The sequence below is a fragment of the Trichocoleus sp. DQ-A1 genome (assembly GCF_039961955.1).
Classification (GTDB): domain Bacteria; phylum Cyanobacteriota; class Cyanobacteriia; order Cyanobacteriales; family FACHB-T130; genus FACHB-T130.
Map to the genome: position 1 here is coordinate 72,917 of NZ_JAMPKE010000014.1, position 23,575 is coordinate 96,491.

The 23,575-nt window shown below is 45.4% G+C and carries 21 protein-coding genes and 3 pseudogenes; 16 read left to right on the forward strand and 8 right to left on the reverse strand.

The window, feature by feature from the left end; genetic code table 11:
- Positions 1 to 15 precede the first annotated feature (15 nt).
- On the reverse strand, positions 16 to 1,560 hold the full coding sequence (ilvA, locus tag NDI33_RS15320; RefSeq protein WP_190673120.1) for a threonine ammonia-lyase, biosynthetic: 1,545 nt from the start codon (positions 1,558 to 1,560) through the stop codon (positions 16 to 18).
- A 26-nt stretch (positions 1,561 to 1,586) separates the two neighbouring features.
- On the opposite strand from ilvA, the gene NDI33_RS15325 reads away from it, so the two are divergent.
- The 13 genes from NDI33_RS15325 to NDI33_RS15385 all read left to right on the forward strand — a co-directional run bounded on the left by NDI33_RS15325 (position 1,587) and on the right by NDI33_RS15385 (position 14,342).
- Positions 1,587 to 1,733 (forward strand): hypothetical protein, encoded by a 147-nt coding sequence (locus tag NDI33_RS15325; protein ID WP_190673123.1) that lies wholly within the window; start codon positions 1,587 to 1,589, stop codon positions 1,731 to 1,733.
- Between the two features lie 119 nt (positions 1,734 to 1,852).
- Positions 1,853 to 3,841: a PAS domain-containing hybrid sensor histidine kinase/response regulator gene (locus NDI33_RS15330; protein ID WP_242033024.1), complete on the forward strand. Its 1,989-nt coding sequence runs from the start codon at positions 1,853 to 1,855 to the stop codon at positions 3,839 to 3,841.
- Positions 3,842 to 3,849: 8 nt separating this feature from the next.
- Complete coding sequence (locus NDI33_RS15335; RefSeq protein ID WP_190525947.1) at positions 3,850 to 5,181, forward strand: response regulator; 1,332 nt, start codon at positions 3,850 to 3,852, stop codon at positions 5,179 to 5,181.
- A gap of 69 nt (positions 5,182 to 5,250) precedes the next feature.
- On the forward strand, positions 5,251 to 5,430 hold the full coding sequence (locus NDI33_RS15340) for a hypothetical protein (protein WP_190525949.1): 180 nt from the start codon (positions 5,251 to 5,253) through the stop codon (positions 5,428 to 5,430).
- 71 nt (positions 5,431 to 5,501) lie between these two features.
- Positions 5,502 to 5,720, forward strand: a complete 219-nt coding sequence (locus NDI33_RS15345; protein WP_190412440.1) for a hypothetical protein — start codon at positions 5,502 to 5,504, stop codon at positions 5,718 to 5,720.
- Positions 5,717 to 5,986, forward strand: coding sequence for a hypothetical protein (locus NDI33_RS15350; RefSeq protein ID WP_190525950.1), 270 nt, complete (start codon positions 5,717 to 5,719; stop codon positions 5,984 to 5,986). The genes NDI33_RS15345 and NDI33_RS15350 overlap by 4 nt, the downstream gene beginning before the upstream one ends.
- A gap of 276 nt (positions 5,987 to 6,262) precedes the next feature.
- Complete coding sequence (locus NDI33_RS15355; protein ID WP_190525952.1) at positions 6,263 to 6,688, forward strand: Spy/CpxP family protein refolding chaperone; 426 nt, start codon at positions 6,263 to 6,265, stop codon at positions 6,686 to 6,688.
- Between the two features lie 334 nt (positions 6,689 to 7,022).
- Complete coding sequence (locus NDI33_RS15360; protein ID WP_190673129.1) at positions 7,023 to 8,327, forward strand: agenet domain-containing protein; 1,305 nt, start codon at positions 7,023 to 7,025, stop codon at positions 8,325 to 8,327.
- Between the two features lie 176 nt (positions 8,328 to 8,503).
- The gene (locus NDI33_RS15365) at positions 8,504 to 9,328 is read left to right on the forward strand and encodes a M90 family metallopeptidase (protein WP_190673132.1); all 825 of its coding nucleotides are present in this window, start codon (positions 8,504 to 8,506) and stop codon (positions 9,326 to 9,328) included.
- A 252-nt stretch (positions 9,329 to 9,580) separates the two neighbouring features.
- Positions 9,581 to 11,854: an ATP-binding protein gene (locus NDI33_RS15370; RefSeq protein WP_190673256.1), complete on the forward strand. Its 2,274-nt coding sequence runs from the start codon at positions 9,581 to 9,583 to the stop codon at positions 11,852 to 11,854.
- Between the two features lie 157 nt (positions 11,855 to 12,011).
- Positions 12,012 to 12,890: an AraC family transcriptional regulator gene (locus tag NDI33_RS15375; RefSeq protein WP_190673136.1), complete on the forward strand. Its 879-nt coding sequence runs from the start codon at positions 12,012 to 12,014 to the stop codon at positions 12,888 to 12,890.
- Positions 12,891 to 13,016: 126 nt separating this feature from the next.
- Positions 13,017 to 13,670 (forward strand): antibiotic biosynthesis monooxygenase, encoded by a 654-nt coding sequence (locus NDI33_RS15380; protein ID WP_190432931.1) that lies wholly within the window; start codon positions 13,017 to 13,019, stop codon positions 13,668 to 13,670.
- Between the two features lie 48 nt (positions 13,671 to 13,718).
- Complete coding sequence (locus NDI33_RS15385) at positions 13,719 to 14,342, forward strand: antibiotic biosynthesis monooxygenase (RefSeq protein ID WP_190525961.1); 624 nt, start codon at positions 13,719 to 13,721, stop codon at positions 14,340 to 14,342.
- Between the two features lie 125 nt (positions 14,343 to 14,467).
- On the opposite strand, the gene NDI33_RS15390 is transcribed toward NDI33_RS15385, so the two are convergent.
- From NDI33_RS15390 to NDI33_RS15400, 3 genes and pseudogenes are all read right to left on the reverse strand, one after another.
- Positions 14,468 to 15,043, reverse strand: coding sequence for a hypothetical protein (locus tag NDI33_RS15390; protein ID WP_190432929.1), 576 nt, complete (start codon positions 15,041 to 15,043; stop codon positions 14,468 to 14,470).
- Between the two features lie 257 nt (positions 15,044 to 15,300).
- Positions 15,301 to 15,405 (reverse strand): annotated as a pseudogene (locus tag NDI33_RS15395) (TetR/AcrR family transcriptional regulator); the annotation flags it as partial.
- Positions 15,406 to 15,462: 57 nt separating this feature from the next.
- A pseudogene (locus NDI33_RS15400) lies at positions 15,463 to 16,116 on the reverse strand (TetR/AcrR family transcriptional regulator); the annotation flags it as partial.
- A gap of 1 nt (position 16,117) precedes the next feature.
- Here NDI33_RS15400 and NDI33_RS15405 point away from each other — a divergent pair.
- Complete coding sequence (locus NDI33_RS15405; protein ID WP_190673137.1) at positions 16,118 to 17,110, forward strand: Rieske 2Fe-2S domain-containing protein; 993 nt, start codon at positions 16,118 to 16,120, stop codon at positions 17,108 to 17,110.
- Between the two features lie 131 nt (positions 17,111 to 17,241).
- On the opposite strand, the gene NDI33_RS15410 is transcribed toward NDI33_RS15405, so the two are convergent.
- From NDI33_RS15410 to NDI33_RS15425, 4 genes are all read right to left on the reverse strand, one after another.
- Complete coding sequence (locus NDI33_RS15410) at positions 17,242 to 17,802, reverse strand: Uma2 family endonuclease (protein ID WP_190425526.1); 561 nt, start codon at positions 17,800 to 17,802, stop codon at positions 17,242 to 17,244.
- 151 nt (positions 17,803 to 17,953) lie between these two features.
- The gene (locus NDI33_RS15415) at positions 17,954 to 18,817 is read right to left on the reverse strand and encodes a neutral zinc metallopeptidase (protein WP_190673140.1); all 864 of its coding nucleotides are present in this window, start codon (positions 18,815 to 18,817) and stop codon (positions 17,954 to 17,956) included.
- Between the two features lie 293 nt (positions 18,818 to 19,110).
- Entirely contained in the window at positions 19,111 to 19,704 is a 594-nt protein-coding gene (locus NDI33_RS15420) for an HPP family protein (RefSeq protein ID WP_190673143.1), read from the reverse strand.
- Between the two features lie 511 nt (positions 19,705 to 20,215).
- Positions 20,216 to 21,469: a glycoside hydrolase family 10 protein gene (locus tag NDI33_RS15425; protein WP_190673145.1), complete on the reverse strand. Its 1,254-nt coding sequence runs from the start codon at positions 21,467 to 21,469 to the stop codon at positions 20,216 to 20,218.
- 354 nt (positions 21,470 to 21,823) lie between these two features.
- On the opposite strand from NDI33_RS15425, the pseudogene NDI33_RS15430 reads away from it, so the two are divergent.
- Both NDI33_RS15430 and NDI33_RS15435 read left to right on the forward strand, forming a co-directional pair.
- Positions 21,824 to 22,249 (forward strand): annotated as a pseudogene (locus tag NDI33_RS15430) (RNA ligase family protein); the annotation flags it as partial.
- 68 nt (positions 22,250 to 22,317) lie between these two features.
- Positions 22,318 to 23,196, forward strand: a complete 879-nt coding sequence (locus tag NDI33_RS15435; protein ID WP_347275851.1) for an ATP-binding protein — start codon at positions 22,318 to 22,320, stop codon at positions 23,194 to 23,196.
- The last annotated feature ends 379 nt before the right edge of the window (positions 23,197 to 23,575 follow it).

Sequence of the window (23,575 nt, forward strand, 5' to 3'; positions counted from 1 at the left end):
TGTGTATTAGGTGTATTAGCGATAGGGCGAGAGCGGGATACAATTTTCCTGTCCCAAAAACAGCTTGTAGGCGGGATTCTTGCTTTCATCCCAATAGCGATAACCGAGGGTATCGAGGAATGCTTGCCACTCTTCCATCTCGCGGGGAGGCACTTGCATCCCTACGACAATTCGCCCGTAGTCTGCGCCATTGTTGCGATAGTGGAACATACTAATATTCCAGTTGGGACTCATAGAACCGACGAACTTCATTAATGCGCCGGGACGTTCGGGAAACTCGAAGCGATAAAGCAATTCATCGCAAGCGAGGGGAGAACGTCCGCCAACCATGTGACGTAAGTGCAATTTGGTCAGCTCGTCATCGGTTAAGTCAAGGGTTTTGAACCCGCAAGCTTCAAAACTTTCTGCCATCTTTGCAGCATCGGCACGGTTTTGAATTTGCACGCCGACAAAAATCTGGGCTTCTTTTTCATCAGCAATGCGATAGCTAAACTCAGTAAGATTGCGTCTGCCAAGACATTCGCAAAACTTGCGGAGACTGCCCGGTTGTTCGGGAATTGTAACGGCATAAATAGCTTCGCGGCGTTCGCCAAACTCGGCTCGTTCTGCGACAAAGCGGAGGCGATCGAAGTTCATATTAGCACCGCAGGCAACAGCAACTAGCGTTTGTCCTTCGATTTGCTCCCGTTCGGCGTAGGCTTTCGCACCTGCGATCGCTAATGCACCTGCGGGTTCTAAAATCGATCGCGTATCCTCAAATACGTCTTTAATTGCAGCACAAGTGTCATCCGTATCCACCAAAATGATTTCATCGACGTACTCTTGACACAGCCGGAAGGTTTCTTCCCCCACTTCCCGCACGGCAACCCCATCGGCAAATAAGCCCACATTCGACAAGCGCACCCGATGTCCTGCTTTCAGGGATTGAGACATAGCATCAGCATCGACGGGTTCAACGCCAATAATCTTAATATCGGGACGCAACCGTTTTACATACGCCGCAATCCCAGAAATCAATCCGCCTCCCCCAATCGCCACAAAAATAGCATGAATGGGTTGCTGGCACTGCCGCAGAATTTCCATTCCAATTGTCCCCTGTCCAGCAATAACGTGAGGATCGTCAAAGGGGTGAATAAAGGTTAAGCCTTTTTCGGCTTCCATCTGACGGGCAAAAGCATAAGCATCGTCGTAAGTATCTCCATGCAATACAACTTCTCCCCCACGCGCTTTAACGGCATCCACCTTGACTTGAGGCGTGGTGACTGGCATGACGATAAGCGATCGCGTTCCTAGCTGACGTGCAGCCAGGGCGACTCCTTGGGCATGGTTCCCTGCGGATGCAGCAATGACACCCTGCGCCAGCATATCCGGCGACAGGTGCGCCATCTTGTTGTAAGCACCCCGCAACTTGAAGGAAAAGACTGATTGCATATCCTCCCGTTTGAGCAGGAGTTTATTATTCAGCCGTGCGGAGAGATTTGGGGCGTATTCTAGGGGCGTTTCTTGGGCGACATCATAGACACGAGCCGTCAGGATTTGTACCAGGTAGTCGCAAAGCATGGGGTGAAGGGGGTTACAGATGGCGGATGGAAGACAATTTTACTTCACTGGCGATCCTGTGGTGTGGAAGTGAGAAGCGATCGCACTTCATGACTCAACAGGTGATCGCTCAGATTAGTTCTAGCTGTAAGTGCGAAGTGCGATCGCTCACTTTCATGCAGATGATCAAGTAGCTCTACCATTAGTGGTACACACCTGATAAGGAGCGATAGAAGATTTTATAATCATAAATTCAGTCAAGTTTTAGGGAACCCTAGAACTAGCTCCTAAGCAGTTGAGGGATGATATAGCCATGCAACCACTTTCTGAAGAACAACTCCGCCATCAATACGAAAAACTGACTGATTTTGTTGAAAATGGTGCAATCTGCCTGCATTGGGTTGGCTCGGATGGCACAATTTTGTGGGCAAATAAATCTGAGTTGCAATCTCTGGGCTACTCTCCTGAAGACTATATCGGTCAACACATCGCCGAGTTCCATGCTGATGAAGATATCATCAACGACATCCTCTGTCGGTTGACTGCAAACGAAACCCTCCATAATTACGAAGCCAAAATGGTGTGCAAGGACGGATCGATCAAGCACGTCCTGATTGATTCCAGCGTCTATCGAGATGAGAAGGGTCAGTTTATTCACACGCGCTGCTTTACTAGAGACAATACAGCCCGCAAGCTGGCAGAAGAAGCATTAAAACAAAAAACTCAACAGCTAGAACAAATTCTGCAAGCTCTGCAACAAACCCAATCGCAACTCGAACAAACCAACAAAGACTTGGAATACCGAGTTGAGGAGCGCACAATTGAACTGCAACAAGCCAAAGAACTTGCTGATAGCGCCAACAAAGCCAAAAGTGAATTTTTGGCAAACATGAGCCACGAACTCCGCACCCCGTTAAACGGCATTCTGGGCTATGCTCAAATTCTTCTGCGCGATAAAGCGACAAACCCCAAACAAAAAGATGGTGTCGGCATCATTCACCAGTGCGGCTCCCATCTCCTGACGTTAATTAACGATATTCTGGATCTCTCCAAAATAGAAGCCCGCAAGCTAGAATTTTTCTCCAAAAATTTCCACCTTGACTTCTTCCTAAATAGCATTGTGGAAATGTGCCGCATCAAAGCCGAACAGAAGGAAATTCACTTTACCTACGAAGCTCTCAACCATCTGCCTAATGCCATTTTTGCTGATGAAAAACGACTGCGGCAAGTGCTGATTAACCTGCTAGGCAATGCGATTAAATTCACTGACCGAGGAGGCGTGACCTTTAAAGTTGGCATTATTGCACAGTCTCCTGCTATAGAGGCGCAACCATCCGCCGTTGCGACAAACTCACCCCTCACCAAGATTCGTTTCCAAATTGAAGACACTGGCGTAGGCATGACCTCAGAGCAGGTCGAGAAGATATTCATGCCGTTTGAACAGGTTGGGGACAAAGAACGGATGGCAGAAGGAACTGGCTTGGGACTGGCGATTAGCCTGCAAATCGTCCAGATGATGGGCAGCGAAATCAAGGTTGAAAGTCTTCCTGGCAAAGGCAGCAAGTTTTGGTTTGATGTAGAACTGCCAGAATCCAAGGAGTGGATAGAGTCAAACAATGGTAATGCAGCGAATCTGATCGTTGGCTATGAGGGCAAGAAACGCAAAGTCCTGATGGTCGATGACCGTTGGGAAAATCGTGCTGTTATTGTCAACTTGCTGGAACCATTGGGATTTGAACTGATGGAAGCGGTGAACGGACAAGAGGGCTACGAAAAAGCGGTGGAGTGGCAGCCTGACTTGATTATTACTGACTTGGTGATGCCTGTTCTGGGTGGGCTGGAGATGACCCAAAAGGTGCGATCGCTCCCGGAATTCCAAAACACTGCGATTATTGCCTCTTCTGCTAGCGTGTTCAACTTTGATCGCCAGCAAAGTCAGCAAGCAGGCTGCAACGATTTTCTCCCCAAACCCGTACAATCCAATGAATTGCTTGAACAATGCCGCCAATATCTGGGTTTAACTTGGATTTACGAGATGAATCATACGCAAGCACAACGATCGGGGAACACTCCAGCCTCTGCTTCGTCTGCGCTGATTGCACCGACCTTTGAGGAACTGAAAGCATTGTACGCAGCAGCTCGCATCGGCGACATCGACAGCGTTGAGCAGGAAGCTCACCGACTCGCACAACTCAACGTTCAATATCAGCCCTTCGCCCAGCAGTTGCTTCAGTTTGTGCAAGCAATGGATGATGAAGCCATATTTAAATTTGTGAAGCAACACGTTGAACCAGCTGAGTAATTCTAACTATGAGTGCTCATCAAACCAGTCTAATTATGATTGTCGATGACAATCCGAACAATACAAAGGTCTTGTTTGAGTTGCTCAAAGAGGCAGGGTATCGAGTGTTAGTCGCTAAGAGTGGCGAAAGTGCGCTGGAGAGGTTGCAATCTGTCTCTCCAGACCTGATCCTGCTAGATGTGATGATGCCGGGAATCGATGGCTTTGAAACTTGTCGTCGTCTCAAAGCCTCGCCAGCTACTCAAGAAATTCCGGTAATCTTTATGACCGCTCTTTCTGACACCTTAGATAAGGTGAAAGGATTGACACTAGGGGCAGTAGATTACATTACTAAACCTTTTCAACAGGAGGAAGTGCTTGCGCGTGTGAAAATTCACCTCAAGCTCTATCACCTCAACCAAGAACTAGAGAATCGAGTATTGGAGAGAACAGCAGCGCTATCAACTGCACTAACCCAACTGCAACAGTCGCAATTGCTGTTGGTGCAAAATGAAAAAATGTCTGCACTGGGTCAGCTTGTGGCAGGAATTGCCCACGAAATTCACAACCCGATTAATTTTGTGGATGGTAATGTAGTCCACGTTGATAAATATATGCAAGATATCCTGAGTTTACTTCAGGTTTATCAGCAACACTATCCCAATCCTGTGCCAGCAGTGCAAGCGAAAGCACAAGAAATCGATCTCGAATTTCTTCTATCCGATCTGCCGAAAAGTTTATCTTCTATAAAAGTAGGAACGCGCAGAATTTTTGAGATTGTCCAAGGCTTACGCAATTTTTCTCGACTCGACGAAGCTAGCGTGAAAACCGTAGATATCCATGCAGGCATTGAGAGTACTCTTCTGATTCTGCAACATCGCTTGAAACCAAATCCAGAGCATACGGGTATTCAGGTAATAAAGGAGTATAGTGTTTTGCCTGAAATTGAGTGTTATCCAGCTCAACTGAACCAAGTGTTTATGAACTTAATTGTTAATGCCATTGATGCCTTAGAGGAGTCAATGCTGAATAGTTCGCTTTCGGAGGAAAATAGCCAAAAAAACAACGGTGCCACAATCCGGATTCGCACTGAAATGTTAGATCAACGTCATGTTTGTATCCGAATTAGTGACAACGGAACGGGAGTTAAGGAGGAAGTCAAACATAAGGTGTTCGATCCATTCTTTACGACCAAGCCTATTGGCAAAGGTACAGGTTTGGGGTTGCCGATTAGCTATCAAATTATTACCGAGAAACATGGCGGTCAACTTGAGTGCATTTCAGCACCAGGTCAGGGTACAGAGTTTAAGATCGCCATACCAATCCGGCTAGCCACTCTAGCAGCAGCTAGGGTCACGTAGAACTCACTGCTGCTATTAAATACCTCATACGGTGAAAGTTCTGAGTTGAGCAATGAAGCTATTTAGGGTGTGTCTAACCCTGCCATAAGAGCGCGATCGCAAGCAGGAATGAAGAAAGCGATCGCTCGTGGAGGTTGGTTTTGGCTGTATGTAGAAGTGCGATCACAGTTGCAACCGTGTCAAGTTACCGCTAGGTTATCTGTGGAACGACCAAGATTACATTGCCTCGTCAAGTTCGGTTATAAGTGAGTTTCAGGCTCTTGGATTAGAACAGAACAGTACAATGATTACAGAGTATTTTCTGCAACAATGCAACAACCATGACCAAGCTACTTGAACAGGCGATCGCAAGAGTCATGCAGCTTCCTGAAACCGAACAAGATGCAATCGCAGCATTTATCCTTGAAGAGCTTGAAGATGAAGCTTGTTGGGATAGAGCGTTTTCACAGTCTCAGGATATGCTTGCCAAACTTGCAGCAGAGGCATTAGCTGAAGATCGGGCAGGCAAAACCCAAGAGTTAGATCCAGAAACCCTGTGAAATCTAGAACAACATCTCAGTTTCGCAAAGCATTTGCCACTATTCCTCAACAGGTTCAGCAACAAGCACGCGACGCATATTGGCAGTTCAAGCAAGATCCTTGGCATCCTAGTCTTCGCTTCAAGCAAGTCCATCCCACCCTTCCTATCTATTCTGCTCGTGTTAGTAAAAGTTATCGTGCTGTCGGCGTGAGAAACGAGAATGGTATTGTGTGGTTTTGGATTGGTACACATACAGACTACGACAAGTTGCTCTCCCAGTTATAGCGATCGCGCACATTGGTTTCGGCTGTATATACAAAATGCGATCGCCTTTGGTACGCTACGCGATCGCTTTTCATGAGTGAACAATTCAGAGAATCTCTTAGCCGCCCATTTCATTGCGTAGTAAAGGCCGTAGGCAATACATCTGAGATATGTGGCTTTGCAGAACACGATGAATTTTAACCAAGACTGAACCATCCTTAACCTTGCCAGGTCTAAGGTAATACAACAATCGAATGCGTTGTTGCTGCACACTAACAACCTGGAATTCTCACACTTATGAAGATGAAATCTTTGTTCTTCTTGCCAGGAGCGATCGCGTTGATGCTTGCCGCTTCCCCAATGATTCCCGCTTTCACCAACGTTGCCTTTGCAGGTCCTGGCCGTGGCGGTGGCGCAGGAATGAAGTACGACCAGCTGAATTTGACTGATGCTCAAAAAGCACAAATGCAGCAAATTAAAGAGTCTACGCGGCAGCAAATGGATGCTATTTTCACCGCAGAGCAAAAGGAACAAATGCGCCTTGCTAAAGAGCAACGGCAAAGACCGAATCTAAACCTGACTGAAGACCAGAAAACAAGACTCCAAGCGGTTCGCCAGAGTAGCAAGAGCCAGATGGAAGCAGTGTTGACTGCTGAGCAAAAACAACAACTTGAGCAATTACGCCAGCAATGGCGTCAACGCCGTCAACAACCACAGTCCTAACGGGGCGTTGCTATTGCTTTGTAAGAAAAAGTAGCTTGCAAAGAGTTTACCTATCAAGTACACAGCATCAAGGGGGCATGGGAATAATCACTTCCCATGCCCCCTTGTTTTCATCAAACGCAGACTGCATTTGGTCTAGCAAAACATCTGTTTCAATTTCCAATAATATTGAACAATAATTTTATAAATATTCTTTCATAGCTATTAATTATAGGCTTGTTTTGCCTCTAAAAGTTAATCGATCCAAAAGAGTTATGAAATATAAATAAATCCAAGGCTCAAATTTTTATCGAGTACAATTCAAGAAAAACCTTATTTTTCAAGGAAGCAACGTATGGAAAAATCAATTATTCAGTTGGTTGATGAACTACCAACTGATAATATTACGGTTAAAGTTTTAAAGGCTCTTGATTATGTAGTGCCAAGTCAGTGGAATAACTTAGTAGGGTTTGATAATAGTATCCGTAGTATTACTGGAGAAACTGATGCCAAGATAATTCAAAAAATCCGCGATCGCGCTGTTGCTTTATATCACGATCCTCAACAAGGCTATCAGACCGCAATCAAACTTTATCAAACAATTGATAAAGCAGATACAGCGATGGCAGCGGCGGCTTTAGCCAATAAAGTTAGTGAAAAAATAAGCTTTCTCTCTTTTTTGGGCAACATCACTCCCAAAGCAGATGTAACTCAAAGTATTGACCTTGTTCTAAAAATCGCTATCGAAATTATCGCCTTCTGTAAACTGAATGGCATTCCCCAACCGAATCCACAAGAATTTGCTAATTCTCTCGCTAACAACTATAAAGATGCATCCCTAACGCGGATGATGGCTTTAGTTTCTATAGATGGAATTCTGCCATTGGGTCCTGACTTTCTCAACAAGATTCAGGGAGTGATTAGTGGTGCTGATACTGGCGTATTAGCTCAAAATCCGGTTTTTTCAGCCGTCCAGAACTTTCTACCAGGGAATAATCCCTCTGATAAACTTGGTTTTCTCACTCAGGGTTTCAATTCTGTGCAAGGCTGGATGCAGAATTTAGTATCTAAGACAGGCGTCACGCCGCAATCTATTTCTAATAGTTTGGGTAACTTTATCCAGATTGCTGATGATAACTTAGACTTTGTGGCAGCTTTTTTGGATCAAACCACCAATTACTACGAGCATACAGGACTTCAAAGTGTGGCTCGCAATCTAATTTTAAAAGCCCATACTTTAGTAAAAGAGGAAGTTACGGAAGAGGAGCCAAAGCTCCATCAAGATGTTTCCTCAACTGTAATATCAGATACCTATCAGTATGCAGTAGGTCAAACAGTAGAAGTCTGGGATAGTGAGGAAGAAGATTGGTATCAAGCAACGCTTCAGAAAATTAAAGATAACCAATACTTTGTTCATTACATCGGTTACGGTTCATCCCATGATGAGTGGATTGACGAAGATGACATTCGTATTCCCAATAGTGGCTCATCCGATGACAACGGATATACTGTGGGTCAAAAGGTAAAAGGTTGGGATGATGAAGAAGAAGATTGGTATTCTGCAACGATTGAGAAGATCCAAGGCCAGCAATACTTTATTCATTACATTGGTTACGATTCATCTTATGACAAGTGGGTCGATCTGGACGAGATTTGCTAACTGCTGAATGAGCAAGGAGCCGAATCAGCGATCGCTCTCACGGTTCATTTCAACCATTAGAGCGATCGCTCTGTTTTTCAGGCGGGAAACAAAGGCGTAATCCTATAATGTAATTTAGAGGTATTTCATCCACAAGCTTATCTGTGAATCAGGAAGCATAAAATGCTTAAAAGTCAATGGTTGAAATAATTATTATTTTTCTGCTCGTTGGACTGATTATCACTGGGATTTTAGTCAATCCCGCCCTAGTTAAACGGCGACGGAACCGTCTGCAACAGCGCCCTTTTTTACCTCTATGGAATGCGATTGTTGAGAATAATCTTCCTGTTTACCTTTTTCTTTCTCCCGCTGAACGAAAACGGCTTCAGGGACACATTCAAGTGTTTTTAGCAGAAAAACAATTTATTGGTTGTGGAGGATTAGCGGTAACGGAAGAAATGAAGGTGATTATTGCGGCTCTCGCCTGCTTACTCCTACTCAACGAGCGAGAAACCTACTTTCCTAAACTTCGTTCGATTCTGGTTTACCCTAGCACATATCTTGTTAATGAAACCGCTTACACCGGGAATTATATTGTTGAAGAAAGACGTGTAGCCAGATTGGGGGAATCGTGGACAAATGATCAATTGGTACTGTCTTGGGAACAGGTGAAGCGAGACACCTACAATTGGCGGGATGGACATAACGTAGTGCTTCATGAATTTGCCCATCAGTTGGATCAAGAAGATGGTAAAGCTGAGGGTGTTCCTATTTTGCAGCGAGATTCAGACTATGACCTTTGGGCAAAGGTGATGACAGAAGAATATCAACAACTCTGCAATGATATTCAACGAGGCGTAAAAACCGTAATGAATAGTTATGGTGCAACGAATCCTGCTGAATTTTTTGCTGTAGCAACAGAGACTTTTTTTGAAAAACCCCGCCAATTGCTGAAGCAGCATCCAGCACTTTATGATCAACTGCAACGCTACTATCAACTAGATCCAGTGCAATGGGTTTAAATAGTTTTAATTTCATCGAAGGTTAGCGCGATCGCCCAACTACACCGATCGCAAGCGAGGCTGTTTAATCGCAGACTGCAACGAAACCACGCAATTCTCCCAAAGGCTTAAGCTGCGATCGCTCTCGTTTAAGCCTTTCTACTGAAACTTAAGCTCAAATGATGTTTCTAAAGTAGATTCGGGAACTATAAGGTAAGATTCCATACTTTTGTGTACTTCCTTGAAACCTTCTGCTGAGCGACCCCCTTGAATATCAAAACAGCTCGTCCTGCTAAGTCTACGCACCAGTTTCCCTTGCGTCTGATTCTTATCGTTCCCTTTGTATTACAAATATTTGCAGCGGTAGGGTTAGTTGGCTATCTGTCATTTAGAAACGGACAGAAAGCAGTCAATGACCTAGCCAATCAACTGATTGACAAAGCGAGTCAACAGGTTGATGAACACTTGGATACATATCTGGCGCTCCCACAGCAATTAAACCAAGTCAATGCAGATGCGATCGCTTCTGGACGATTGAATCTGAATGACCCTAAAGCTAGCGAACAGTATTTCTGGAGTCAAGCTAGAGCATTTGAAACAATCAGCTACATTGGCTATGCTCTACCGAATGGTGCCGAATCAGGCGCTGGGCGTTGGGTAAATGGCGTGAATCTCCTGGTTTTTGAAAATCTCCCTGGAAACGGTGTGGCATCGGATTACATCGCCGATCAACGGGGCAACCGGAAAAGCCTTTTGCAGAGTTATCAGGCCGATCCTTTTTTACCACCAGGAGTGAAAGACATCATTAAAGCAGGTAAGCCAGCCTGGGCTGGTATCTACACATACGCATTTGAGAACACGGTACAGATTACTGAAGCAGGTAAGGCAATAAAAAGCCACAGCGGCACTTCTGACATTGGTCTTAATTACTATGTTGCAGTCCCTGCTAGATACCCAATTTATGACCAGAAGGGCAAGCTACGCAGCCTTCTGATGGTAGATTTGCTACTCACGAATGTGAGTGAATTCTTGAGGAACTTGAAAGTTAGCCCTTCCGGACAAGTCTTTATCATGGAACGGGATGGCTTGCTGATTGGCAGTTCCAGCACTCAACCCGTTGTACACAAAGTCAAGGATGAGACAAAACGCCACAGTGCCCTAGACAGCCCAGATCCCTTGATTCGCACCGTAGCAGAAAAACTCAAACAACAATTCCAGAATTTCACAACCCTTCAAAATACTCAAGAACTTGAGGTGACTTTCAACCGACAGCGTCAGTTTATTCAAGTCACGCCCTGGCGCGATCGCTTTGGCTTAGACTGGCTGGTGGTTGTCACCGTGCCGGAATCGGATTTCACTTCTCAAATTAATGCCAACACTCGCACAACTATCCTCCTGTGTCTGGGAGCATTGGCAGCGGCAACGATTTTAGGAATCTATACATCACGCTGGATTACTCGTCCGATCTTAAAGTTGAGCCAAGCATCCGAAGCGATCGCGACTGGACAGTTAGACCAAACCGTTGAAACGACCAACATCAAAGAACTAGATGCCGTGGCACAGTCCTTCAATCACATGGCTTCTCAGTTACAAGATTCCTTTAACGAACTGGCGCAGACGAACGCCGAATTGGAAAATCGAGTCGAAGTCAGGACAGCAGAACTCTCACAAACCCTGGTTGATTTACGGCGCACTCAAGCACAAGTGATCCAGACCGAAAAAATGTCCAGTTTGGGACAATTGGTGGCTGGAGTAGCCCATGAAATTAACAATCCGGTCAACTTTATTCATGGCAATGTCACTTTTGTCGATGAATATGCTCAGAATCTTCTAGAGTTAGTGCAGCTTTACCAGCAAGAATATCCCCTTCCCACACCTGCAATTGAAGCCAAAATTGATGAGATGGATTTAGAGTTTCTCAACGAAGATATGTTGAAGTTGCTCTCATCCATGAAACTAGGGACTGAACGGATTCGAGAAATTGTTAAATCGTTAAGGACGTTCTCTCGATTGGATGAAGCGGACATGAAGGAAGTAGATATCCATGAAGGAATTGAAAGTACGCTGCTAATCTTGCAACATCGCCTGAAACCCAAACCAGACCGCCCAGCGATCGCAGTGATTAGAGACTATGGAAAGTTGCCTCTTGTGGAGTGTTATCCGGGACAACTCAACCAAGTCTTAATGAATATCGTGGTAAACGCGATTGATGCACTCGAAGAAACCAAAGCCAATTGCACGTATCAGGAGAAAAAAGACCATCCCGATCAAATCACTATCTCCACTTCAGTCATTGATTCGCAATGGGTGCAAATTGCGATCGCGGATAATGGCGTTGGTATTCCCAAAGACATTCAGCAACGGATATTCAATCCCTTCTTCACAACTAAGCCGGTTGGGAAAGGAACGGGGATGGGGATGTCCATCAGCTATCAAATTGTCACAGAAAAGCATGGCGGTAAATTGGAATGCTTCTCCACTCCTGGTGAGGGAACCGAGTTTGTGATTCAGATTCCCATCCGTCAACAACTCAGCGCTGCTATCTAACGGTATTCAGGGGATGCGAGGCGGACTGAGCAAGCTTAGCAGTATAACTATGTATAAATGCCAGTGCGATCGCAAGCTTCCCAACAACGATCTAGTCGATGCGATCGCCTATACTAAAATTTAAACAATGAAAGTACGGCACAAGTGCTAGAAGAGAGTGCATAAACCAAGACTCTACCAAAAAAATGCTGTCTTACAGGTTGTGCCGCGATCGCCAATTTTGCGAAGTCAAGACATTGTCTCAGATATTCTTCAGGTTGAACACCATCATCAACCCGCTAATCAGGAGTCTGAGTGTTGCCTTCCGAATTATCTCCTCAGTATTCATCTTGGTCAACCGATTCAGTTAGAACGAACGATAGATGGGCGACGCAGCAGCAATCGTCTGGCTGAAGGTGACATTATGATTACACCTCCCTATCTACATCGCAAACTGTTTTGGGATACTGATGCGGAATTCTTGTTACTTCGCCTTGAACCGAAGCTGTTTACTTCTGCCCTATACGAATCGGTTGATGCAGACGATGCTCAAGTTGCGCCACAGCTTAAGATTTGCGATCCTTTGATCCAGCAAATTGGTTTGGCACTCAAAACCGAACTAGAAATAGACGGGTTAAGCGATCGCCTTTATGCAGAATCGATGGCAAATGCATTAGCTGTTCATCTATTACGGCACTATTCAACTCGAAGGCGAGAAATACGATCTTACTCAGGTCGTTTGCCTAGCCATAAATTGCAACAGGCGATCGACTATATCCAGGCTCATCTAGCTGAAGATGTTTCCTTAGAAGCGATCGCCACCGAACTCGGTATGAGTCAGTATCATTTTGCCCGACTGTTTAAGCAGTCTACAGGTTACTCTCCTTACCAATATGTGATTAAACGTCGGATTGAACGCGCTCAGGAATTAATGATGCAGGAGCAGCAGAGTATTGTAAATGTTGCCCTGAAAGTTGGTTTTACCAGCCAAAGCCAATTTGGCAGACACTTTAAGCGCCTTACTGGAGTTACACCAAAACAATTTTTAAAAAAGTAGCAAGAATCTTTTAAAACCGCAAAAAACGACTATACGGCAGGAAGCAGACTCTATATTATCGGTTGGGCAATTCGTGGCGTTTCGGTTTGACCAATCAGCCTTAGTCAGTACAGAGGAATCATCTAAATGCTTACCGTATTCAAGGACAACCCAGTTCTGGCAGAACTAGATATTTTTGTTACCCAGCCCGACCAACAATGGTTATTGATAGATAGTTTGATAGCCTACACTCACGATATCCTTAAACAGCAGCCTGGATACATTGCAAATGCAATTCATCGCAGCTTGGATGGGTTGCGTGTTGTCAATTATGTGCAGTGGCAAAATCTAGCTAGTTATGAAGCCTATATCAATAACCGCGATATCGCTCTGGCGACTAAGATTACTGGTTTCTTTGCTCCAGACTCTCATCTTTACGACATTTTTATGAGTGAGCCAGCAGACAGTCAAATGCAAATCACAGCGAACATGGGGGAACTCATCAACTTTGGTATGTTTAGATTGAAAGATCCTGCTAATCAGCCCCGCTTTTTAGAAGCGACAGCAGAAGCAATACGGCAAATCTCAGGACAAGCCGGATTAATCACCACACACTTTCATCGAAGTCTTGATGGTGCCCGCGCTATCAATTATGGGCTGTGGAGTTCCCAACAATTGTATGCCAAGATGAACGCGAATCCTCCGATGGCTGAGCCTCTCATGGTGATGCGCTCACTTGCCAACAATGAGTTTCAAATGTCGCTTCACGAGGTAGTCTTCACCGAATCAACTAACTCATAGCAGTGAAGCAAAATCATCATGTAATGAATGGTTTAAGAGCATAGAACTATGGTGCAGATTGACCGAACTAATACTGCGATCGTTGGGCTAGACCTGTACACTGTTGCAGAGCGCCATCAGTCAACCTTGATTGAGGCAGTTATCCAAGAGCAAATCAAATCTTGGATTGACAATCCTTACTTCGTATCAGCCAGCGTGCATCGTAGTTTAGATGGAGTGCGAGTTTTTACTTATAGCCAATGGAATCCCAAATTTGATTACCGCAGCTTGCCTCGTCCAACAGTGTTCAGTGAATTCTTCCCGCCTGATTCACGCTTACTGGAAGTAACTGCTAGTCGATCTCTATCGGCAGAAGTTGAAATTGCTGAAGGCGAACGAGTGACGCACCTTGCTGAATTTCGGATGATGCCAATTAATCAACCTGAGATGGTTAGACGAACCTCTGCTGAATTAGAACGTGCGATGAGTAACTCAACGGGGTTACTCTCAGCTACCTTTCATCGAAGTCTAGATGGTACTCGGATGTTTAATTACGGTCAATGGGAGAGCAAGGAAGCGTTTGAAGCAATTCTCAAGCAACCTGGTTTCAACCCAGAGCAACCGTATTGGGAAGGTTTAGCCCGAAACGAATTTCATCTGTACAATGTCGTACACACCCAGACTACAGCCTAATAGATAGCTGCTGTAGGTTGGTTATTAGCTGCACGTAGGCACCAGCGCGATCGCTCTTCGGAATGAACAAAGCGATCGCAAACTTTTCTTGCCATCACAGTTTGAGAATTTAGATCCCCCAACCTCTAGTCGGGTAATGCCAGTCCGGTTCGAGGATCGCGGATATAAAGCCCTAGCACTAACGATTCCATAACCGTATCCCATACAGGAATTAGGCGATCTGCATCGTCCACCCAGTAGTCAAAAGTAATCAGACACTGAACACCAGAACCTAGCCCAATACAGGTTCGGGAATAAGCTTCGCGGTGTTCTTCTGGGTCAATAAATTTGAACTGAGTCCAAACAATGCGGGCAGTTTGACGCTTGAGTTGAATAATTTCCCCTTGCTCGATCGGCTGACGTTCATCATCTTTAACTACCTTCTTTAATAACGGAACCAAGGGAAAATCTTTCCAGTTTCCAGGTGGGAGTAAATTAAAAGAAGCTTCTAAGCGAGCATCATCGTTGGGTGGCTTTTTGTCTAAAAACCGGAATGACTTCTCATCCGGTTCAAAATGCCAATCCTCAGGGACATCGAAGCGCAAGGCTCCTCGTCCTGCTACGAAGATCCGAGTTCCTGGCTTTGATTTCCAGTTGTGGTCTTCTTTTAGCTCTAAGGTTTCTTTGAGCCATTTGAGATTGTGCTTTTTGCTTTTAGACATAGCTGCGACCGTGTTAACCTCCCTCTTATTTTGCCGTAGGTTGCTTTTAATGGTAGGTGTCTGTTAGTGCGATCGCCCATACTGATGCATTCATCGCTCATCAGCCTACCCTAAGCCATCCAAAGACCGGATCAACGGTGAGGAATTTTGGGATTGGTGGCAATTCACAACCAAGAATAAAGAAAGCGATCGCTTTTTTTGGGTGTGAAGTCAGGGCGATTGATACTGCTACCGAACGGGGATCAGAAACCCTGGGAATTCTCCACAAACTGTTTCCCACATTCCTTACAGAGATAGCACTGCTTCCCCCTTCGATACCCGTTTTTAGATAACTGCTCCGATTGACAATGCGGACACTTCATTACTTTCATTACATTGTCCAACTGAGCGTTCCCTACATACGGCTCTAAATATGACACCAACAAGTCCTCAATCTGCTGCACCAACTCTTGACGATGTTGTTGATCTGGGTTCCGAAGTGCCGACAGAATGACAGCATTACTGCTGTGGACGCAAACCTCTGCCAATAGACTACATTGCGCCTTACTTAATGCCGAATTTCTTTGCTTTAAGAGACCAGCCATGAAGTCAATTGCTTCCTGGGTCATGCTTTCATCGATCGACTGGAAAATCTCGCGGGATATAAAAAACTGCACAAACACCACCCGTGACACAGGTTGTTCAAACATCTGTGCGATCGCGCTGACCAATCCATGAATCATCTGTCGGAGTGGTAATCGAACCATCTCTGGCGTATCTGCCCTCGACCACATGGCCTTAACGCGCTCGGTATGGCGTAATTCCATCGCCTTAAAAATGGCAGCTTTATCGGGAAAAAACTGATACAAAGACCCAATTGCCGTCCCCGCTTTGGCTGCAATCAGATGGGTGGTTGCCGCTTCATAGCCCACTTCGTCAAACACTGCCGCTGCTGCATCCAAGATTTTTTCGACCCGTTCTTTACCTCGCTGCTGTTTGGGTTGACGGCGCAGACTTCTTGACGAATGTGAATATTCTGTCATATTCTGAAAACACGACGGATTATTCACAATTTTATCTCTACCGGAGAACATTATGCAGTCTATGCTTTTCGGTGCGCCTTGGTTGTTGGCGCACAAGTCGATGTTGGTAGTGAACCAACCTCGGAAGATTTCTCTGTATGGTAATGATTATGTGATGTGGAAAAACGCTGCTGGAGGAATCCATGCCCTGCCCAATGCCTGTCCTCACATGGGAGCAATGTTGTCAGAAGGATGGTGCGAAGCACACACGGATGGTACGAGTACTGTCGTCTGCCCGTTTCATGCCTTGCCGTTTGATTCAGAAGGATGCACCGTTTTGCCGGGAACGGAAAAGAAAACGTTGCCTCAACTGAAACCGTTAGAGTTAACAATTCAAGGAGATTTCATCTGGTCTTACGGCGGATACGAGCCAAAAGTGCCGATTCCCGCAGTCCTGAATGACATTGCAGATACCTACTACTTTGTCGGGCATACCGCAGATACAAGTGTAGAGACCGATTTGCTGACTATGTTGCTGAATATGCACGACTATAATCACCAAAACGGTACTCACCAGGAATTATTCCGAGTTACCAATGTGGAATTTCATCAATTCATTGACAATGGGTATCATTCCCATGCCTTTTATGATATGCCCACCGCCCCTTACAGCTTGGCAGAAAAGCTGAGAAAACTCGATTTATTCCTACTCCCGACAAGCATCAAAGCCCACCTGGAAAACTACTTCCCATCTCTGGTGATTTTTCATGGTGAAATGCCATTAGGTAAAGTAGTCCAGTGTCACATCTTTATCCCAGAAGCCGAGAACCGCACAAGGACTTACATTTTGCTATTTGGTCAAGCTAAGCACCCTGCCTTTAAGCTATTTGGCAGGACATATCTCAAGTTTGGCAAGGTGGTAGTTGATCAAGATGCTGATATTTTGGGTAAAATTTATCCGAATACGCCTCAGAAAATTAAACTCAATAATGAAGTGGGTATGGACTGGGTGCGGCGCAATTTTCAAAATTTCCCAAATGTTGTGGAACCTAATCTTTCAAAGTAGACGGCGCATAGCTCTTCAATATTATGGTATCTGTTGGTTTCAGCATCACCCGATTGGGATCGCGTAACGTGCCGGAAGCGATCGCGCTTATGTATAGTGTCAATTGAGTATGATGCAGAGTTCAGTACCAATCAACCAACTCTAAGCCATCCAAAGACTCGATCAACGGTTAAATCCAAAGCGAGGAATTTTGGGATTGGTAGGCGATCGCTTCCTGCTAACTCGACAGGTTCCTGTCCTGGAATAAATGCCAAAATTAACCGCTCATCTGGATCGATTAACCATCCTAACTGAGTGCCATATTTAAGGCAGTGCAAAATGTTACTAATGACTTTAGTAGCTCTCTGTTCGGGTGAGAGAATTTCTATCGTCCAATCCGGGTAAATTTCAAAAGCATTCGGTACTTCGCCATCCGCTTCAAAAGGAATTCGTTCCCAAAGGACTACAGAAGCATCTGGAACAATCGAGCGCCCACCAAATGTACAGCGTAATTCTGGAAACGCTAAGGCAATTCGTGGAGTTTCTGCAACTGCATTGACAGCATCACAAAATTTAAGTTGTAGGCGAGAGTGTTTGCCTTGAGGCATCGGTTTTTGGTGAATTCGACCGCCAATAAATTCACTGGCAGGTTTAGTTTCTGGCAGTTTTAGGAATTCTTCGAGGGTAAGGGATGAAGGAATCGCTGTTGTCATCACCTTGAGTTCGGTATCGTTGCCGCTATGACAGAATTTTATCGTCTTTGCCATCGATAAGCTCCACAGCGCGATCGCAACCATGAATAAAAAGCAATCGCGCTTTGGAGATTGCGATCGCTTCCTACTAAAGTTCCAACACCCTATTTTGTTAGGGATTTGCTGCTGCAAAGGTGTTGCATTGTGCCGGTTCCCCTGTCTGAATCCCCCGCTTGAACCAGCGGACTCGCTGCGCTGAACTACCGTGAGTAAAAGAATCCGGGACAACATGCCCTTTGGACTGACTCTGCAAGCGATCATCGCCAATACTGCTAGCAGCATTCAGCGCCTCTTCAACGTCGCCTTCCTCCAGAATTTGCCGGGAACGATTCGCATGATGCGCCCAGATGCCAGCAAAACAGTCTGCTTGTAACTCCAACCGGACTGAAAGTTGATTCGCCTCAGCGCGACTAGCTTGACGCTGTAATGTCCGAACTTTACTCGAAATTCCCATTAAATTCTGCACATGATGCCCAACCTCGTGAGCAATTACATACGCCTGGGCAAAGTCTCCGGGTGCGTTGAGCTTATACTTCAAATCCTGATAGAAAGTTAAGTCAATATAGACTTTTTGATCGGCGGGGCAATAAAACGGCCCAACGGCAGAACTTGCAGAACCACAAGCCGACTGTACCGAATTTGAGAAGAGAACTAACTTAGGCTCGACATAGTTTTCTCCGTTTTGGCGAAACAGGGTACCCCATGTATCTTCTGTATCCGCCAAGACAACCGAAACGAAATCAGCCATGCGATCGTTCGCAGCAGATGATTGTGTTTGAGGAGACTGGGAAGAAGTGCGATCGCTTGGCGCTGGTTCTTGTCCTTGTTGCAACACTGCACCGGGATCGCCCCCCAAGAGAGCAACAATGACCGCCAGAAGGATTGTCCCAATCCCGCCCCCTACCACAGGCCCAGAAACCCCACCCCCGCGTCTGTCCTCAACGTTGCTGCTTTTACGACCGAATTCCCAGCGCATAGCTTCAAGTCTCCAAACTACTCAACCCAGCAGAAGTAAGTAAGGTGCTATTTCAGCTAACCCAGACTTTCCACAACCCACTACAAATATTAGCGATCGCCTTCATCTATATCCTCTACCAGAGGGACGGCGCTGATTTATAGACGATCCTTCTTAGGGAAGGCTATCTCATGGTCAAACAGCGGGGGCTTTTTCTGTGCTATATCCCTATGAAAAAAATGGGAGGTTAATCAATCCACACTCCTTCGTTAACCCTCCCTTTCTACCACTACTGATGTGGAGATTCAGACAGCTCAAAACCAGTATTTAGGATACGTCCTGTCTTGAGCAAGATTGTTAAAAACGACTGCACAGAGTACTAAAATAATCGAACCTTCAAGTGCCGGGGTTAGCAGAAACTGCCACGGTGCCTTCGTCATCATGACGACTAATGCAACAGCACCCGAAGGTGGATGCAACGTTCCAGTGAACTGCATCATGCCAATCGCTGTTGCTACAGCCATTCCCATTGCCCAGGGTTCTGTACCGAAAAGATGCAAAATCGTCAAGCTAACGAGAGCCGCGATAAAATTACCACCAATCACATTACGCGGTTGTGCCAAGGGACTATCAGGTACGCCAAAAATCAAGACGCTGGTAGCACCAAACGGAGCCATTAGTAGAGGAGCGCCAGTTTTTACTGATAAATAAGCTGTGGCTGCAATGCCGATAAAACTACCCAGGGAACTCCACAAAATATGTCTATGATGGGGTCTATCTAAAGGAATTGCACGTTTACTACCGCGTATTTTTAAACAGTAATTGTCTACTCTCAACCGAATGCTTTTGTAATTTAATTGAGGCAGAATGGTGCGATAATTTCGCCCTTTAGGCAGATAACTTCTCATCGTTTTTTTACTTTATATCAGATAGTAAAATCAGAAAAATTGGTCATGAAAAATCGCTCTGCTCAGCTTGCAAATTTTTATAGGGATTTGCAAGCTATGACCAGATAAATATCTAAATTCTGCAATTAAACCGTATTGCTATAGCAAACTTAAATGCTGTTATTCAATCTAGGGAAAGAAGGTATAGATGCCATAATTCGCTTTCATACAAGCAGAAGGATGGCAAAAAACCTCATCTAACATGAAAAACATTCTCCCAGGTTAACAAATGTCATGGAATCTTAACATTACCCTTAACATTATCTTTTCCTCGTTCAAAATGAAACCTCTAATTCATAAGAATAAGCAATTTAAGTAATCAGTTTTATTGATACGTTGACAGCAAAAAACGATCGCTTGCGTGAATGAAGCAAGCGATCGCTCGGATAGATGAATTTTTACTACATAGAGGAGAAGCGCGCGTTCGCCCTTGGCGCAAGCGAAGCTATCGCTTGCTTAAAAGATTGCCAGTTTATCTAATTGCAAAGCGGGAAGCCGGGAAATTGAAGAGACTTTGAAAATTAGATTGCCGTTCCGCTCTGGGTTCTGGTGCATCGTCCCAAAGGCTTTCATAATAGAAGAAAGTTACACCCAAGCCCCGATCGCGAGCTGCCCGTACTTTAGATTGAATCAGCCGCATCGAAACTGGCTTATTTCGTAACCCTGTGAGAACACCAACTCCAGTTGGAATTTTTTGTTGCACTTCTTGAATTTCCGGGCGGGTCAGCTGGTCGAGAAAACTTTGCAGATTGGGACGATAAACTTGCACAATTAACTCGTCCACAATATCTTTTCGCACCCAATTCAACCAATCTTGCAGATAAGTATTGTAAGCAGTGACGTAGGGATTAGGAGCAACGGATAAAATTGCGTTGGTTTTTCTCTCTTTTACAGCTTTATTGAGTTGTGTCATGAATGCCGTAATTTTATCTGCACGCCAGCGCACCCATGCAGGATCTTTGGGATTGGAAGGCGCATCTTTCTTGGTTTCCTGTTTGTACAAGGCAAGCGTGTAGCGATCGTAGCCAAATTCATTGGGCAAACTGGTGTGATCGTCAAACTGAATACCATCGGCATCATATTTAGTGACGACTTCCAGCACCAGATCGGTGATAAATTGCTGCACCTCTGGATGGAAGGGATTAAGCCACACAACCTCACCCGCAGCGCCAATCCAAGTTTGGCTACCATCCCGCCGTTGCGTAATCCAATTCGGATGATTTGATGTCAATTCCGATAGCGGGGGAGCCATGAAACCGAACTCAAACCAGGGAATCACTAGCAAGCCTTGGCGATGGGCTTGGGAAATCAGGTCAGCGATGATATCTTGTCCCTGTAGACCTTTGCTGACAGAAGATTGAATGCCTTCCCGTTCTGCTATGGCGCTCTCGTAGAGCGTATAGCCAGAATTCCACACTACAGGATAGATGGTGTTGAAATTTAACTGCGCCAGTTGACTTACAGCATTTTGCAGTTTGGGGCGATCTCTGAGAATTTTATTGTCATTGTTAGTCATCCAAACGCCGCGAATTTCCTGAAAACGTTTCTGAGGGGTGGCTTCTGGGATTGGGCTTTGCTCGATTGCTTCTGGTTCTGGCATTGGGCTTTGCGCGATCGCAGAGATGGGGTTGCCAGCCAGCAATACTGTGATGAATGATGCCAGAAACAGTAACAAGAGATTCTTGAGCGATCGCCACCAACCTCTAGGGATGAAATGCAATTTCATAAGTTTGAATAATAAGTTAGCTATCCGATCGCTTAGCCTGGTAATGGAATGAACGATTAATAGTTTACAGGTATTTATATCTACTGAAAAATTGATTGTTAACAGGAATCATTCAATCAGTAATCTTAAAGTATTGTATTAGCAAAGCTGAAGCGTCAGGATATCCTAAGTAGAATTACGGACTACGCTCTATCAAACATTATTATTAGCGATCGCCTTCATCTAAATCCTTTCCCAGAGGCAGTTGGATCTATCATTTTTATTCCAACTCGCTCCGTCAGTGCAATCGCGCCTGCTATTCACCTCACCCTTGTCTCACACGCTCCCCCTAGAAAGGCGAGTGAGGGATATTTAATGTACAAATACCCTCGCACTCCTCATATTGAAGGTTCCCGGCTCCAACCAGGGGATGAAGATTTGGATAGCGTACCTTTCAGCGCGATCGCGTCTCAATATGTAGCAGTCGAAGAAAAAGTCGATGGAGCCAATGCTGCCATAAGTTTTAGTTCTGATGGGCAAATTCTGTTGCGAAGCCGGGGACATTATTTAACTGGAGGAGAGCGAGAAAAGCACTTTAACTTGTTCAAACAATGGGCGTACAGGCATGCAGGAACGTTCTGGGAGGTGCTGGGCGAGCGCTACATACTCTATGGCGAATGGTTCTATGCCAAACACACCGTCTTTTACGACTCCTTACCCCATTATTTCTTGGAATTTGATGTGCTAGACGTTGAACAGCAGCAGTTTCTCAGTACTCAACGTCGCAAGGAATTATTAGCTTACCAGCTTGGCGGGAGTTACCACCCATCGAGCGATCGCTTCTGTTTGCGGCTGCCCTACTGCATGATGTGGCAAAACCTGCTGCAACTGAAATTGAAGCGGATGGCAGCATCACCTCCAAGGGTCATGTCCGCCAAGGGGCAAAGATGGCGCGGCAAATCCTCTGGTCGCTCAACGTGCCATTTCATCAACGGGAGGCGATTGTCTCGCTGGTGCAGCATGGCAGTCTTCCCCTCTGGTTTTGGGACAAACCCAACCCGCAACGCGCTGTCATTAAAGCCAGTCAAGTGATTCGCTGCGACCTGCTGGCACTGCTAGCGGAAGCTGATGTTCGGGGTCGCGAGTGTGACGACCAGCTAGAACTGCTGGAGCGCGTCCAGTTCTTTCGGGAATTTTGTCAAGAGAATAATTGCTTATTTTATCCCCGACCGTTTCCTTCAGATCACAGTCGATTTGTCTATTTCCAAAAAGACAATCGCGATCCAAACTATGCTGCCTTTGATGACACTCGATTCGACGTTGTCCTGATGTCAGGATTACCGGGTGCTGGCAAAGACTATTGGATTCGGGAGTACCTTCCAGACTGGACAGTAATCTCTCTGGATGAACTGCGACAAGCGATGAGCATCTCTCCTAAAGATGACCAAGGTGCTGTAGGCGAGCGAGCCAGGGCGATCGCTAAAGAATGCATGAGAGCCGAAAAATCGTTTGTTTGGAATGCGACAAATCTCTCTCGGCAACTGCGTTCGTCGTTAATTAATCTATTTTCGGCTTACCAGGCACGGATTCGCATTGTCTACCTAGAAGTGTCTTGGGAAGAATTGCTGCGGCGCAATCATTCTCGCGCTGCTAATGTGCCGGAAGCGGTGATTCAGCGAATGCGCGATCGCTTAGAAGTTCCAGACCTTACTGAAGCCCATCAGGTAGAGTGGGTTGTGGATACTTGAGTGCATAGTAGCGCGATCGCTGTAGTCTACCGACAATACACCAGTCCATCTAGAATCTTCCGACGAAGCCCCTACTCTTCCAGAGCTATCCCAGGCATTAGCTAACTAGTCCCTCTAGAATCTGCCGAACTCGTCCTAGAACTCATCAGGTGAGCGATCGCCATATCCCGAATCAATTGGGGGTTACAAGCTTTCCCAGTCAAGCAGTAAGCTACTTGCTTAAAAAGACCACAGAACGTTTCCGAGGTAAAAGGTTTGCCATTTTCCTGAAAAAACACCACTACTTTTATCAAAGTCGAACTCTATGTCCTACGCTCGATAAAACTAGATGATCGATCGGGATAGGATGAGTGCGACCTGCGCTAGCCTTCGGCTTCTC

Excerpts from the sequence above, each read along its gene's own strand:
- ilvA (WP_190673120.1), bottom strand. The coding sequence starts at position 1,560 with ATGCTTTGCGACTACCTGGTACAAATCCTGACGGCTCGTGTCTATGAT.
- NDI33_RS15325 (WP_190673123.1), top strand. The coding sequence starts at position 1,587 with ATGGAAGACAATTTTACTTCACTGGCGATCCTGTGGTGTGGAAGTGAG.
- NDI33_RS15330 (WP_242033024.1), top strand. The coding sequence starts at position 1,853 with ATGCAACCACTTTCTGAAGAACAACTCCGCCATCAATACGAAAAACTG.
- NDI33_RS15335 (WP_190525947.1), top strand. The coding sequence starts at position 3,850 with ATGAGTGCTCATCAAACCAGTCTAATTATGATTGTCGATGACAATCCG.
- NDI33_RS15345 (WP_190412440.1), top strand. The coding sequence starts at position 5,502 with ATGACCAAGCTACTTGAACAGGCGATCGCAAGAGTCATGCAGCTTCCT.
- NDI33_RS15355 (WP_190525952.1), top strand. The coding sequence starts at position 6,263 with ATGAAGATGAAATCTTTGTTCTTCTTGCCAGGAGCGATCGCGTTGATG.
- NDI33_RS15360 (WP_190673129.1), top strand. The coding sequence starts at position 7,023 with ATGGAAAAATCAATTATTCAGTTGGTTGATGAACTACCAACTGATAAT.
- NDI33_RS15365 (WP_190673132.1), top strand. The coding sequence starts at position 8,504 with ATGGTTGAAATAATTATTATTTTTCTGCTCGTTGGACTGATTATCACT.
- NDI33_RS15380 (WP_190432931.1), top strand. The coding sequence starts at position 13,017 with ATGCTTACCGTATTCAAGGACAACCCAGTTCTGGCAGAACTAGATATT.
- NDI33_RS15385 (WP_190525961.1), top strand. The coding sequence starts at position 13,719 with ATGGTGCAGATTGACCGAACTAATACTGCGATCGTTGGGCTAGACCTG.
- NDI33_RS15390 (WP_190432929.1), bottom strand. The coding sequence starts at position 15,043 with ATGTCTAAAAGCAAAAAGCACAATCTCAAATGGCTCAAAGAAACCTTA.
- NDI33_RS15405 (WP_190673137.1), top strand. The coding sequence starts at position 16,118 with ATGCAGTCTATGCTTTTCGGTGCGCCTTGGTTGTTGGCGCACAAGTCG.
- NDI33_RS15410 (WP_190425526.1), bottom strand. The coding sequence starts at position 17,802 with ATGACAACAGCGATTCCTTCATCCCTTACCCTCGAAGAATTCCTAAAA.
- NDI33_RS15415 (WP_190673140.1), bottom strand. The coding sequence starts at position 18,817 with ATGCGCTGGGAATTCGGTCGTAAAAGCAGCAACGTTGAGGACAGACGC.
- NDI33_RS15420 (WP_190673143.1), bottom strand. The coding sequence starts at position 19,704 with ATGAGAAGTTATCTGCCTAAAGGGCGAAATTATCGCACCATTCTGCCT.
- NDI33_RS15425 (WP_190673145.1), bottom strand. The coding sequence starts at position 21,469 with ATGAAATTGCATTTCATCCCTAGAGGTTGGTGGCGATCGCTCAAGAAT.